Consider the following 12,469-nt stretch of genomic DNA (forward strand, 5'->3'; position numbering starts at 1 on the left):
CGCTCAAGGCCGGTTCAGCCGCTTCGACAGATCGGCCACCAGAATCGCCATGCGCGCCGGCTTTTCGTAGCAGGCGACGTCGTAGTTGCGGATCACCTGGCTGATCTCCGATTCGCTCGCCTTGCCGGTCAGCAACTCGCCGGTCAGCACGAAGATCGGCGCGTCGGGATTTTCCGACGCGCGTACCGCGCGAATCGCGGCCGCCGATGTCTGCGAGCCGAACAGCCAGTCGATCACGATGCCGTCGAACACCTGCGTTTGCAACTGTTCGGCAAAAGCCGAAAGGCCGTAAATCGCCACTGCGGTGAAACCGCTGCGCTCGAGATAATCTCGCAGATTGTCGGCGCTCGCCTGATCGTCGTCGACAACGGCGATGGTCGGCTTGTCCGTTTCCGCGCGACGCGGATAAATCTCGATCTTGTGGACTTCATACGCGCTCTGGTAGAGCGTGCCGTCGTGACGCGCGACGCGCCACTGGCCGAGCTTGGAGTACGCGACGAATTCCGGCCGGCTGCCCGGTTCGAGCGCGGCGCCGACCCAGGCGGTGCAGGGCAACTCGATTGCGCCGATGCAGAACACGGCCTCCTGCGCGATCGCGCCGACCATGCCCGGGTCGAGCGATTGGGCGCCGAACAGTTGCGCGGCGGGCTCGCCGTACACCTCGGCGACCTTCTTGATTTGCGACAGGGTCCACGGGCTATTGCCGCGCAGCTTGCGGTGCCCCTGCGAAAAACTCAGATCGAGGATGCGGCAAAGTTCTGTGGTTTGCTGTCGCTTGCCGATTCCATGCCGGCTCATCAACTCGCGCACGCGCTCGGCGACTGCGATGGAGTCTGGTGAGTGTGTTTCGTTGGTCATACTGCGTGAAAATCCGCCGTCTTAAAGGGCTGTGGGGGCGATACGGCAGGCGTAGCGCGGCCGTGCATCATGGACACAAGGCAAAGCAGTACGCGGGGGACAGCAAATGTACCGTAAAAACACCGCGGTCAGGGTTTTTGTAAAGGTGCCGCTGTTTCTGTCAGGGAAAGCCGGAAATTCGACAGATTTAACGGTCATACTCGCGCACCCGCTATGCGCAGCGCATAAAATGCATTTTACCGGCGAAACCGGGCCGTATCCACCGAGCGCCCGGGGGCGACGTCAAGCCGCCGGCATCTTCGCAAGTTTCGTAGCGGAATTCCGCAGGCCCTTGAAGATCCGCTCGGCGACCTTGCCCGGAAATTGTTCGGGCAATTCTGCACAAACCCGTTCTATCACGTTCGGCGTCTGCCCGATCAGGCGCTCGATCAGCGGTTCCGCGCTCGCGCCATACGAGCACTTGAGCGCCATCGTGTTGAAGTGGCGCCGCTGCACGTCGCGAAAAGCGTCGTGCTTGCTGCGCGACCACATGCCCATTGCGAGGCGTGCCTTGAACCACGACCATTGGTTAGGTCCGTTGCCCTCCACCGGCCAGATCGACATGACGTCGTAGAGCGGCGTCAGCCGGTATTGGCCGCCTGCCAGCAGGCGAATACTGAAGTTTTTCGCGTGGCCGTCCGGCGCGGCGAGCATCCAGAAGAGAATCTGGCTCGCGAGCAGCGTCTCGATGTCTTGCGCGGCCGTGACCGACTGCTGCAGCACGCGCGCCAGATCCAGCACGCCCGGACCGCCTTCGTTCTCGTACTTGAGGTGCGAAGGCACGCCGTAGACCTGGCAAAAGTCCTCCTGAGGCAGGCGCAGCAGCCATTGCCCGCTCGAATGCAGTTGCCGGTCGAAACGCTCGACGCTCAGCACACGTTGTTTGCCGAACGTCACGATTTCCGTATTTGCTACCGGCAAGCCGTAAGCGCGCAGTATGCGCAGGCACAACCATTCGTTTTCGACCGACGTGCTCAGATCCGCCAGCTTGTTGCCGACGAGTCCGAGCGGCAGCTTGAAGATATGGGTGGTGGGCGTGGCGCCGTGCGGCCGTTTCCATTGTTCGTCGTGCCACAGCAGCGCGGTTTTCTCCTGTGCGCCGGCAAGCGAAATGCGGAAATCGTCGATTTCGTCTGTCGCGCCGAGCGCGGGTGCGCTGACGGTGCGCGTCAGCATGGTCTCGATCTCGGCATCGGTCAGCGGCGTGCCCTCGATGCGGTCTACGCCCACCGGCGCATCGTCTTCGGGCAGCAACTGGACGGCGCCCACGCAGTCGCGGCCGATAGCTTGCAGCAGATCGAACGCGTCCAGCGTTTCGGTCCGGTAGCGCTGAGCGATACGCTTTCTGATGATGTCGCTGTCCGGCAGCAGGTTGTCGAAGTAGTTGAGCACCCGCGGCCCTTTGTGCGCGATGTTGCCGGGCATGAAAGGCAGCGAGAGCGACAGTGGCCGGCCGGCCGGCGAGCCGATCCAGGTGGCGTCGTAAGAAAATTCCATCGGACCGCGGGCCGGAAGGCGCCAGACGCCGACGCGTTCGCCGTTCGCCCAGACGGAAAGCGCGCGTGAATGAGTAGGGCGGGCCATGCTTACCATTCGGTGGAAAGCGTCGGCGCGGAGGCCGGCTGGTTCTTGTCGCGCAGTTGTAGCTGCAGCCCATAAGCACCGCACAGCGATAGCAGCTGGGCGACGGTCAGCGCGGCCGCGTCGGTCTCCCACGCCGAAATGCGGCTTTGACTCACGCCCACTCGTGCGGCGGCTTCGGCCTGCGTAAGACCCGCTTGCCGGCGGCTTGCAGCCAGCAGTTGGGCAATCTGGTCTGGTGTGGCGATGAGATGGAGCATGGCAAAATATCCGTCGAACGAATAAATGCATTTTATTCGCCATGCGAATATCTGGCAAATATTCGTGTGGCGAATAAACGCAAAATATCTGTGAGACGGATATTTGCAAATTATTCGTCTCGCAGATAAACCGCATCCTCACTGAACTGCGCGGATCACGCGATTGACGAGCGGGTCCCGCAGGGCTCCGGGCGCCGTCGCCATTGCGGACAATCGGCTCGCCTGCGAAGATTACGCTCGCACTTAAAACCACTCGCCCGATGACCACGACTTATCCGCTGCACGCCGGCTTCAGCGTCGCCGACCAACCGTTTCCCAAGCACGCCGACGTCGTCATTGCCGGTGCCGGCATCATGGGTTGCGCAGCGGCCTACTATCTTGCGCGGCGCGGGTTGTCCGTGGCCGTACTCGACAAGTCGCGCATCGCCGGCCAGCAGTCGTCCCGAGCCTGGGGTTTCGTGCGCCAGCAGGGTCGCGAATCCGCCGAAGTCCCGCTGATGATGGCGAGCATACCGTTGTGGGAAACGCTCGAGCGCGAGTTGAACTTTGACCTCGAATGGCGTCAGGGCGGCTGCCTTTATGTCGCCAGCAGCGAGGAGGACTGGACCTCCTTCCAGCAATGGATGGACGTCGCGCGGGAACACGGGCTCGACACGCGTACGCTCGATCGGAAGCAGATCGATTCGGTGGTGACCGGCATGCAAGGCCCGGCGCTCGGCGGTCTCTATACGCCGAGCGACGGTCAGGCCGAGCCGCGCCGCGCCGCAGCCGCATTCGCGGCGCGGGCGCGGGAAGCGGGCGCGCTATTTTTTGAAGGCTGCGGCGTGCTCGGCGTGGAGCGCGCTGGCGGCGCGATTGCCGGCGTCGTCACAGAGCGCGGAACCATCCGCACGTCGCGTTTCATTTGCGCGGCCGGCGCGAGCAGCTGGCGTCTTCTGAAAACACTGGGCCTGGAATTGCCGCAGCAGGCGGTGCGCGGCACTTGCATGCGCACGAATCCGTTGCCGCCCGTCACCGTGTCCACGTTCTGGGGACCTGGTCTGGGCGTGCGGCAACGCGCGAACGGCGCGATCAATCTCGCCGACGACATGCAGGTCGACGTCGACATGACGCTCGGCCATTTCCGCGCGCTGAAATGGTTTCTGCCCGAACTGTGGAGTCAGCGCGAGAAGTTCAGCTTTCATCTGAACGGCGCCTGCTTGCGGGACTTGCGCGACCGGCTGCCAGGCAGCGTGCCGCAGAGCCAGCGCGTGCTGCATCCGCGCGATCCGCATCCGCAGCCTAACGTGAGCCACGCGCCTCGCGCGCTTGCCAAACTGCGCGCGCTGTTTCCCGCTCTGAAGGACGCGCAGGTGGTCGAGTCGTGGGCGGGTCTGATCGACGTGCTGCCCGACGGAATTCCGGTGATCGACGCCCCGCCGCAGGTCAGCGGTCTTACGATTGCCACCGGCTTTTGCGGCCATGGATTCGCGATGGGACCTATCGTCGGCAAGCTGCTTGCGGAAATGAACGACGGCGGGCAGGCGTCGCTGGATCTGTCGGCGTTTCGCCTGCAGCGTTTTTTCGACGGCACCATGCAGCGGCCCCGCAGCATGTTGTAAGCGGGTCTGCCGTCTTCGCGTCCCTCACTTTTCATTGATCGCGTCAGCATGAACGAACCGACTCTGCGCCACGCCGGCGTGCCGTATCACACGCAATGGGGCAGCCCCGAATGGGTTCGCCATATCGTCGAGCAGAACGGCGATCCTTGCGACGACCCTGGCTGGCAGAAGAGCGGCTTCTCGGACCCGGAGCGCTACCGCTTCTGGGCCAAACGCCTGTGCGGTCTGACGTGCCTCGAATCCGCACTCGACTACTGGCGTATCGAACATGCGCCGCGCGCCGCGCTGCTGGACGAAGCGCTCGCGCGCGGGGTGTATCGAATCAGGGACGACGGCGGCGTCGACGGTCTTATCTATCACCCGTTCGCGGCGTGGGTGCAGCAGGCGTTCGGGGTGCGCGTCGACGTACTGTCAGAGGCGACGCTCGAAGAAATCGCCTCGCGTCTGAATTCGCGGACGCTCGCCGTTGTCTCCGTCAGCCCTGAGATTCGCTATCCGGAACGGCCCAACGAGCGCCGGGGCGGGCATCTGATTCTGCTGCACGGACGCGACGCGAACGGCGTGTGGTTCCACAATCCTTCGGGGATCAGGCCGCAACAGGCCGACGTCTATCTGCCGTTCGCGACAATGACGCGCTTTTACGCCGGCCGCGGCATGGTGCTTAGTGTGAGCGAGGGCTAAGGCGAAGGCTTGAGGCAAAGGCTGTACAGCGAGCGCGGCAAGGCAGGACGGCACGCGCAGCGAGCAGAATCGGCGCAACCGCACAGCCCACAGTTGATCGGGCCCGTTTTCTGCTGTCACGCGTTGTATCGACATTGCGATACAGGACCCGATATGACCAGAATCCACGCCTTGCTCGCCGCGAGCCTTTTCGCCATCAGCGCCGTTACCGCCGCAAATGCCGCGACACAGGACGAACAGGCCAAGGCTTGTCGCGGCGACGCGATGCACTTTTGCGCCGCGGACATTCCTAACAAAGCGAAAATTACGGCCTGCATGAAGCAGCACATCGACGAACTGAGCCCGCCGTGCCGCGCGATGTTCAAAGGCGGCAAAAAGTCCGGCGATAGCAGCGGAAATTCGGGCGCTGCGCAGTAAGTCGGAGTGAGTCCGCAGTGAGCGAGCGGGACACGCGCGAAGGGAAGGCCGCGGGCGGAGTTGCAGCGCGGTCACGGCTACCATCGTGATCGCCGTCATGGCCATAGTCTTCGTGAGAGAACTCATTGCGTGCTCTGAAGGCGGCGCGGCGTCGTAGAATCGCCTGTCTCCACTGCGACCAGACATCCGCTCATGACCCGTCCGACCACGCAGATTTTCGGCGCCGCCGCGACCGCGCGGCTCACACCGTATGCCGCACTTGTCGACGCATTGAAGAGCGCGAGCATCGAGTACGCGCAGCAGCGCATAGCGAGTCCCGAGCGGCTTGTCGTGCCGCTGAATCAAGGCGGCATTTTGCTGTCGATGCCGGCAACCTCGCCGGATCTTGCAATCCACAAGCTCGTCAACGTGTGTCCCGGGAACGGGTCGCGCGGCTTGCCCACGATCCACGGCCAGGTGATGGCATTCGACGCCGACACGGGCGAGACGCTGTTCATTCTCGACGGCCCCACGGTCACGGGCCGCCGCACCGCGGCGATGTCGATGCTTGGCGTCCGGACGTTTGCCGCGGCCACGCCCCGCGAATTCGTGCTGATCGGCACCGGCACGCAGGCGCTGAATCATCTGGAAGCGATAGGCGAGCTGTACCCGGACGCGCGCGTGTGGGTGAAGGGCAGCGCGCCGGCTCGCGCCGAAGCGTTTTGCGCCGCGCATCGCGGCAAGGCATTCGAAGTCCGGCCGCTTACGGATCCGGACGCAGCGCTGCCCGAGTCGGTCGACACGGTCATTGCGCTGACCACGAGCCGGCAACCCGTCTATCAGGAAGCGCCGCGCGCGAGCCGCCTCGTGATCGGCGTCGGCGCCTTTACGCCCGAGATGGTCGAAATCGGCGCCCGGACGATCGCGGACAGCGCACTTTTTGTCGACGACGAAGCCGGAGCAAAACACGAAGCCGGCGATTTCATCCAGGCAGGCGTGGATTGGAGCGACGTTCGGGGCATCGCGGCCGTGCTGGATAACTCAATGCCGCTGCCGGCTCGAACGCCGATCGTTTTCAAAAGCGTCGGCTGTGCCGCTTGGGATCTGGCGGCGTGCCGGGTCGCGCGCCAGGCTTTGGGCGGCGGCTGAGCCAGGCACGGCGAGGTGGGCGCCGCGCATTCTGCACAGAGGACGCGAACGGCCGTTGCCTGGTAGCCCAGGTGGACCAGCTGCCGCCGCTGCCTACTCAGGCCCGGCAACGCTAATCGCATCCCGCCTAAGAAATCCCATCAAAACAGTCGCTTGCCGGGCCCCGTTGGCATATTGCGCCAATGTGCGGCGCATGTTGCCGTGCAAACAATCCCAAAACGTTGCACCATAGGCGTCTGCCAGAAAATTGTGCCGGTCAGCGCGCCGCGAGGCCGCCTGTCCACTTTTTCTGCCTTTGCCCCAGGCCTCGGCTTAAACGGCTCGAACGACCCAAACGGCCCGTTGGCTCCTGGCAACGCTTTCTTTCTCACGACGCTGCGACCGCGCTATGACGACCCAACACGCTTCTGCGACTCCCGACCTTCCGCTCGACATGATCATCTTCGGCGGCACTGGCGATCTGTCGTTTCGCAAGCTGCTCCCCGCGCTTTACATGGCGCATCTGCACTGCAACCTGCCGCCGGAAACGCGCATCCTGACGATCGGGCGCAAGCCGTGGTCGCGCGATGAGTACATCAACGAGTTCATGGAGCAGAAGGCCAAGCCCTTCATCGAAAAGAAGGCATTCGATGCCGCCGCGTGGGACAAATTTCTCGCGCTATTCGAATACGTGCGCATGGACGTGGACTCGCCCGAAGACTATCAGCGGCTGAAGGAAGCGTCGCGCGAAGGCGTACGCCGCGTGTTCTATCTCGCGACGTCGCCCGATCTGTTCATGAACATTTGCGAGAACCTCTCGGGCGCAGGTCTCGTAGACGGCAACTCACGCGTCGTGCTCGAAAAGCCGCTCGGCCACGATCTGGCGTCCGCGCAGGAGATCAACACGGCGGTCGGCAAGCATTTCAGCGAAGCGCAGATCTACCGGATCGACCACTACCTCGGCAAAGAAACCGTGCAGAACCTGATGGTGCTGCGCTTCGGTAATCCGATTTTCGGCCCGCTGTGGCAGGCGCCGTATATCAAACGCGTGCAGATCACGGTGGCCGAGACGGTCGGCGTGGGCAGCCGCGCAGGCTTCTACGACAAAACCGGCGCGCTGCGCGACATGGTGCAGAACCACCTGCTGCAACTGTTGTGCATCGTCGCAATGGAGCCGCCCGTGTCGCTCGACCCGGACGCGGTCCGCGACGAAAAGCTGAAGGTGCTGCGCTCGTTGCGGCCCATGACGCCCGAGGACATCGCCCGCGATACCGTGCGCGGCCAGTACACGGCGGGTGCGGTAGACGGCGAGGCGGTCAAGGGCTATCTGCAGGAAGACAACGTGCCGGCCGGAAGCCGCGCGGAGACGTTCGTCGCTTTGCGCGCGCATATCAACAACTGGCGCTGGGCCAACGTACCGTTCTTCCTGCGTACCGGCAAACGCATGCAGAAAAAGGTATCGGAGATCGTCATTGAATTCTCCGAACTGCCGTTCTCGATCATTCCGAGCGGCGGACGCAACTACGGCAACCGTCTCGTGATCCAGTTGCAGCCCGAAGAGTCGATCCAGTTGCAAATGCTCGCGAAGGAACCGGGCAGCGGCATGCACATGCTGCCCGTAAATTTGAACCTCGACTTGCAGCAGGCGTTCACCGAGCGTCGCGCGGAAGCCTACGAGCGTCTGCTGATCGACGTGATTCGCGGACGCCTCACGCACTTCATGCGCCGCGACGAACTGGAAGCTGCGTGGGCGTGGGCCGAACCAATTCTCGAAGGCTGGGCCAAGTCGGGCGAGCGGCCGCGTAACTACACTGCGGGTACGTTCGGGCCGGCTGCGTCGACGGCACTGATGGCGCGCGAAAATGCGGTGTGGGCGGAGGAGTCGCAGTAAGCGGTCTTTTCTGTCGCACCATGAAAAACGGCCCGCTGAATCAATGCGGGCCGTTTTACTTGTGGCGAACTGACTTCAGGGTAACGAGATCGTCAGCGTGGCAGATTGCGGCCCCAGCTTGACCACCTGCGAATAGGGCGCCAATGTGCGCAATGTCTGATCGCGCAAATACGTATTCAGGCCGAGGTAGGCGAGCAGTCCGACCAGCGCGAACACCGCGCCGATCGACCACAACGGCACTTCGCGCTTCAGACGGTGCGCGACCTGATCGGGCAACGGCCAATGCGGTGCGAACGGTGCACGCTTACCCTTCATGTGCGCGATTTCGTCGCCGATACGCGCGGTCAGATACGCAAGCTTCTCCGGCCCTTCCAGCAAGTACTTGCCTTGAAAGCCGAGCAGCAGGCACATGTGGAAGACCTCGAGCGATTGCAAACGAGCCGCGCCTTGCGCGCGGCATTCCTCGAGATACTGGAAGAATTTTTCGCCCGCGAGCTGCTCGCCGAACAGCACCAGTTGCAGCGGCCGCCGCTCCCATTCCGTGCGAATCTTGAACGTGGACGACAACACCGACTCGTCTATCGCCGCACAGAACGCAAACTTCGACGCGTAGACATCTTCGGCGGAGGCATTGAGCTTTTTCGCGCCGCGCTCGAAGTCGCCGAGAAACTGCTGAATGCGCTGGCTGAATTCGTGTGCTTCGCCAGGCTCGCGGCCGTTCTTCAACAGGAACAGCATGAAGAAGCCGTCGTACAGCAGGTCGAGTAGCGAACGGACCTGATAGCTCGGCTCGGTCGCCGGGGCGGGCGTCGCGGCAGGCGTGCTGCCGCCGAAAAGTGAAGGCGCGTAGCTCATGATGTAACCGCGATCAGTTCAAGTTGAAGATCGTTGATGCCCGAGGGCGCATAGATCATTGCGGATTGCGCCTGCAACATGCGCTCGTACAGCGCGCCGCGCGGCTCGAAGGAGAAATAACACGCGCCCGGCCGCACGGGAATGGCAGGGGGCACCTGCGGCGTGTAGACGAGCCGCACGCCCGGCATGGCCGAGAGCACGAGCTTGTCGACGTCGTCTGGCGCGCCGACCTTGAAGCGTGCCGGTACCGCTTCGACCAGTTCGGCGGTGGGCATGTCGGCGGATACCGCAATATAGAAGAGCGTCTTGTCGTCGATCTTGCCCGAGTCCAGCCGCCCTGCATGGAACGACGGACGCACTTCTTCGAGCGCGATCGCGAAGTAGCGTGTGGAGATCACGGTTTCCAGCAGATCGCGCAGGATCATATCGAGCCGGGCAAAGCCGGGGCCCGGATCGTCGTGGCGATAAGCCGGCAGATCGGACAGCGCGTAGCCCTTCGAAAACGTCATCAACTGGCCGGCGAGGCGCAGCAACTCCTGAAACAGCCGCTCCGGATGCAGCGCCGAATGCTGATACAGATGAGCGAGCGACGCGAACGCCGCGCTCGCCGTGTGCAGCAGCCAGAACGAAGCAATGTCGCCGGAACGGAACTCGATAATGTTCTTGGTCGGTTCGCGGTGAAAACCGTATAGCGCGTTGACCTTGGCCTGCAACGCGTCGATCAGTTGACGCAGCCGTTGATGCAGAACCGGCGAAGCGTCGATTGCGAGGCACGGCGGCACGAAGCTGTCGTCGATTTCAAAGCCCGACGTGGCTGTGCGGCGCACACGCACGAGCGGCACCGAGAGCAGTTGATCGCGCGGCTCGCTGTGCGCAATCAGCTTGACACTCGTTTTGAGGAAGGTGATGTCGGCTTCGGCCGCGTCGGTGAAATGATCGGCGACGGGAGTCTGCTCACTGACGTAGCGCGCAACGAAGCCCGCGTTGTTGTCGTGCGAATAATTAGCGCCCGTCTCGCGCAACGGATGCAGCGCAAGATAAAACGTAAATTCGTTGATACCGTCGGGCAGCGTGTCCAACGCGATGGGCGGCGGCAGGTCGTCCGCTTGCGGCGCCGAATACAGTGCGCCGTCGGGGAACACCAGCGAAAGCTCGCTGACACGCAGCACGTTGCTGCCAAGTGCGTCACGGTCGAAGCGCGCGGAACGTACGCCCCAGTTGTACGGCTGGATAGCCTGAATGGACTCGAACAGGCGCGCCTCGTGATAGGCGTCCTGACGCTGAAAATGCTGCGGCCTCAGAAACAGGCCTTCCCCCCAGAGCACTTTTGCGGAATAACTCATCTCAAACCTGTTATATGGGTTCAGCGTGCGGCGCGGCCGCAATAAGCCTATTCGGGCGCCGCATTGTTAATTCTCTTGAAAATGTTAAATCTCACTGCTTCCGCATCTTTCGCGGCAGGTTTTAACCACAGCTAACAGCGGAAAGCATATTCAGCGGCTGCGCGGGCAATCCCTGTTCTGGCGGGATCACCGTGCCGTTGGTCACCGTCATTGCGCAGTTATGCAGGCCGATCATTATGCCGGATTTCTCCGACTTCGCCGGGTCGAAGGCGAATTTCCAACGCTGCATGGCCGGATCGCGGAATAGAGCGACGATACCGAAGGCTTGCGCTTCACGCGATACCTTTTCGGTAACAACGTAACGTTGGCCTGGGATCAGCGTCACTTCACGCACGCCCAGCAGATCGCCGCCGAGTATGGTCTTTTCCTTCGCTGGATCGGTAAATGCGTCGAATGGCGCCTGCTGGAATGAAGTGGGATCTTTCAATGTGTAAAGCCGCACCACCAGCGCAAATGGCCGCTTGTCATTTGCGGCATTCAGATTGGGCGCCGCATATAACGTGAGGCCGACATTGCGCGGCGGTTTTTGCGCGTCCGGCAAATCAGGCTTGCCGAGGCCGCTCGCCTGCAAAGCCGCGTTGGCAGCGGCTCCCAGCACGGTAACGCCTGCGGCACAACCGCCTAGCGCGGCGCACAAGGCGGCGTTTGCAATCAATAGCGATGCATGGCGAACAAGACGCGAATTCATATACATCGACCGGCTGGCCGCCGTCCCCCGTCTAAACATCGATAACAAAATGATTTCTGCAGAACTGCACCAACTAATGCCGCTTTCTGCCGTTTACTGCCTCGCGATGCTGCTTGCATGTAATGCCGCGCATACATTGGCTTTGCGCCCGGTGAGTGGCAAAATTTCCCGTTTACCCGACCGACCCTATTGCGCCAGGAAACAATTTCTGCGTGCCTGGTTTTAAAGATCCATGCGTATTTTTTTCGTGCAATGCTTCTTCACATGAAAGTTGAATTATCGAAAATTGGCCTGTACTATACCCGCGCACTTGAAGCAAAGCAAAACTCTGGTTTCTCCTTGAATTAAAAAATCGCACGTCGGTGAAAAACGATGAATGACCGTCTGTTAGTAAAACTATCTGGGGTAGTGTTGGCATGCGGCGTGATGGCCGGTTGCGCGACACAAGGCAACAACACGGCGACCACACCGGAGGCTTTTAATAAGCAGCTCGCGGACGCAGATACTGTAGCGAAAGGCGGCGATCAGGATCGTGCTATCGCGCTTTATCAGCAGCTTTCAAAATCAGATCCGACGCGCGAAGAACCGTGGTCGCGCATTGCGCAGATCCAGTTTGCGCAAGGTCATTACGGTCAGGCTATCGTCGCCGCGCAAGAGGCGCTGCAGCGCGACCAGACCGACCGTCAGGCAAAGAGCGTACTGGCCGTGGCAGGTCTTCGCGTTGCCACTCAATCGCTCGGTGAATTGCGTCAGGACGCGTCGCTCGCGGGCGACGCCAAGTCGGACGCGCAAGCGCTCGCCAAGCAGTTGCGCGACACGCTGGGCGAAGCCACGCTGTTCCCGCCTGACCCGAGCGACAAGACACCTGCAAAGAAAAAGCGCGTGATTCGCCGCGTCGCGAAGAGCAAGACAGTAGAGGCGCCTGATGCGAGCACCACGGCTGCGGCTCCGGCTGCCACGCCGGCGGCTCCGGCGGCGCCTGCCCCAGCGGCACCCGCAGCGCCCGCCAAGGCCGCGCAAAGCGGCGGCGCGTCAGATCCGTTCAGCGCGCTGCGCTGATCTCCACGTCTCACCATCAGCATTCGGGA

Annotated in this window: 12 protein-coding genes; 6 read left to right on the forward strand and 6 right to left on the reverse strand. The window is 62.3% G+C overall.

What is annotated here, in order from left to right; translation table 11 throughout:
- Positions 1 to 3: 3 nt before the first annotated feature.
- From J2W46_RS27000 to J2W46_RS27010, 3 genes are all read right to left on the reverse strand, one after another.
- Positions 4 to 858, reverse strand: coding sequence for a helix-turn-helix domain-containing protein (locus J2W46_RS27000; RefSeq protein WP_020070367.1), 855 nt, complete (start codon positions 856 to 858; stop codon positions 4 to 6).
- Positions 859 to 1,140: 282 nt separating this feature from the next.
- The gene (locus tag J2W46_RS27005; RefSeq protein ID WP_310357801.1) at positions 1,141 to 2,481 is read right to left on the reverse strand and encodes a type II toxin-antitoxin system HipA family toxin; all 1,341 of its coding nucleotides are present in this window, start codon (positions 2,479 to 2,481) and stop codon (positions 1,141 to 1,143) included.
- Positions 2,482 to 2,483: 2 nt separating this feature from the next.
- Positions 2,484 to 2,738, reverse strand: coding sequence for a helix-turn-helix domain-containing protein (locus tag J2W46_RS27010; RefSeq protein WP_020070369.1), 255 nt, complete (start codon positions 2,736 to 2,738; stop codon positions 2,484 to 2,486).
- A gap of 260 nt (positions 2,739 to 2,998) precedes the next feature.
- Here J2W46_RS27010 and J2W46_RS27015 point away from each other — a divergent pair, with 260 nt between their 5' ends.
- The 5 genes from J2W46_RS27015 to zwf all read left to right on the forward strand — a co-directional run bounded on the left by J2W46_RS27015 (position 2,999) and on the right by zwf (position 8,435).
- Entirely contained in the window at positions 2,999 to 4,339 is a 1,341-nt protein-coding gene (locus J2W46_RS27015) for an NAD(P)/FAD-dependent oxidoreductase (protein ID WP_310357805.1), read from the forward strand.
- A 48-nt stretch (positions 4,340 to 4,387) separates the two neighbouring features.
- Positions 4,388 to 5,020 (forward strand): C39 family peptidase, encoded by a 633-nt coding sequence (locus tag J2W46_RS27020; protein WP_310357807.1) that lies wholly within the window; start codon positions 4,388 to 4,390, stop codon positions 5,018 to 5,020.
- 153 nt (positions 5,021 to 5,173) lie between these two features.
- Positions 5,174 to 5,437 carry a hypothetical protein gene (locus J2W46_RS27025; protein WP_087754470.1) on the forward strand — a complete coding sequence of 88 codons (264 nt, stop codon included), beginning with the start codon at positions 5,174 to 5,176 and terminating at the stop codon, positions 5,435 to 5,437.
- 192 nt (positions 5,438 to 5,629) lie between these two features.
- Positions 5,630 to 6,565 carry a bifunctional Delta(1)-pyrroline-2-carboxylate/Delta(1)-piperideine-2-carboxylate reductase gene (gene lhpI, locus J2W46_RS27030; RefSeq protein ID WP_310357810.1) on the forward strand — a complete coding sequence of 312 codons (936 nt, stop codon included), beginning with the start codon at positions 5,630 to 5,632 and terminating at the stop codon, positions 6,563 to 6,565.
- A 388-nt stretch (positions 6,566 to 6,953) separates the two neighbouring features.
- Complete coding sequence (zwf, locus tag J2W46_RS27035; RefSeq protein WP_020070374.1) at positions 6,954 to 8,435, forward strand: glucose-6-phosphate dehydrogenase; 1,482 nt, start codon at positions 6,954 to 6,956, stop codon at positions 8,433 to 8,435.
- A gap of 75 nt (positions 8,436 to 8,510) precedes the next feature.
- Here zwf and icmH read toward each other — a convergent pair whose 3' ends face one another.
- From icmH to tssJ, 3 genes are all read right to left on the reverse strand, one after another.
- Positions 8,511 to 9,290, reverse strand: a complete 780-nt coding sequence (gene icmH, locus J2W46_RS27040; protein ID WP_020070375.1) for a type IVB secretion system protein IcmH/DotU — start codon at positions 9,288 to 9,290, stop codon at positions 8,511 to 8,513.
- A complete protein-coding gene (tssK, locus tag J2W46_RS27045) occupies positions 9,287 to 10,633 on the reverse strand; it encodes a type VI secretion system baseplate subunit TssK (protein ID WP_020070376.1) in 1,347 nt (448 codons plus the stop codon). The genes icmH and tssK overlap by 4 nt, the downstream gene beginning before the upstream one ends.
- Positions 10,634 to 10,754: 121 nt before the next feature.
- Entirely contained in the window at positions 10,755 to 11,381 is a 627-nt protein-coding gene (gene tssJ, locus J2W46_RS27050; protein ID WP_020070377.1) for a type VI secretion system lipoprotein TssJ, read from the reverse strand.
- A 372-nt stretch (positions 11,382 to 11,753) separates the two neighbouring features.
- Between tssJ and J2W46_RS27055 the strand changes: the two genes are divergently transcribed.
- Positions 11,754 to 12,440: a tetratricopeptide repeat protein gene (locus J2W46_RS27055; RefSeq protein WP_310357814.1), complete on the forward strand. Its 687-nt coding sequence runs from the start codon at positions 11,754 to 11,756 to the stop codon at positions 12,438 to 12,440.
- Positions 12,441 to 12,469: the final 29 nt, after the last annotated feature.

The sequence above is a fragment of the Paraburkholderia strydomiana genome (genome assembly GCF_031456815.1).
Lineage (GTDB): Bacteria > Pseudomonadota > Gammaproteobacteria > Burkholderiales > Burkholderiaceae > Paraburkholderia > Paraburkholderia caledonica.

Bases quoted from the DNA above. Each gene is read 5' to 3' on its own strand.
- J2W46_RS27000 (WP_020070367.1), bottom strand. From the start codon at position 858: ATGACCAACGAAACACACTCACCAGACTCCATCGCAGTCGCCGAGCGC.
- J2W46_RS27005 (WP_310357801.1), bottom strand. From the start codon at position 2,481: ATGGCCCGCCCTACTCATTCACGCGCGCTTTCCGTCTGGGCGAACGGC.
- J2W46_RS27010 (WP_020070369.1), bottom strand. From the start codon at position 2,738: ATGCTCCATCTCATCGCCACACCAGACCAGATTGCCCAACTGCTGGCT.
- J2W46_RS27015 (WP_310357805.1), top strand. From the start codon at position 2,999: ATGACCACGACTTATCCGCTGCACGCCGGCTTCAGCGTCGCCGACCAA.
- J2W46_RS27020 (WP_310357807.1), top strand. From the start codon at position 4,388: ATGAACGAACCGACTCTGCGCCACGCCGGCGTGCCGTATCACACGCAA.
- J2W46_RS27025 (WP_087754470.1), top strand. From the start codon at position 5,174: ATGACCAGAATCCACGCCTTGCTCGCCGCGAGCCTTTTCGCCATCAGC.
- lhpI (WP_310357810.1), top strand. From the start codon at position 5,630: ATGACCCGTCCGACCACGCAGATTTTCGGCGCCGCCGCGACCGCGCGG.
- zwf (WP_020070374.1), top strand. From the start codon at position 6,954: ATGACGACCCAACACGCTTCTGCGACTCCCGACCTTCCGCTCGACATG.
- icmH (WP_020070375.1), bottom strand. From the start codon at position 9,290: ATGAGCTACGCGCCTTCACTTTTCGGCGGCAGCACGCCTGCCGCGACG.
- tssK (WP_020070376.1), bottom strand. From the start codon at position 10,633: ATGAGTTATTCCGCAAAAGTGCTCTGGGGGGAAGGCCTGTTTCTGAGG.
- tssJ (WP_020070377.1), bottom strand. From the start codon at position 11,381: ATGAATTCGCGTCTTGTTCGCCATGCATCGCTATTGATTGCAAACGCC.
- J2W46_RS27055 (WP_310357814.1), top strand. From the start codon at position 11,754: ATGAATGACCGTCTGTTAGTAAAACTATCTGGGGTAGTGTTGGCATGC.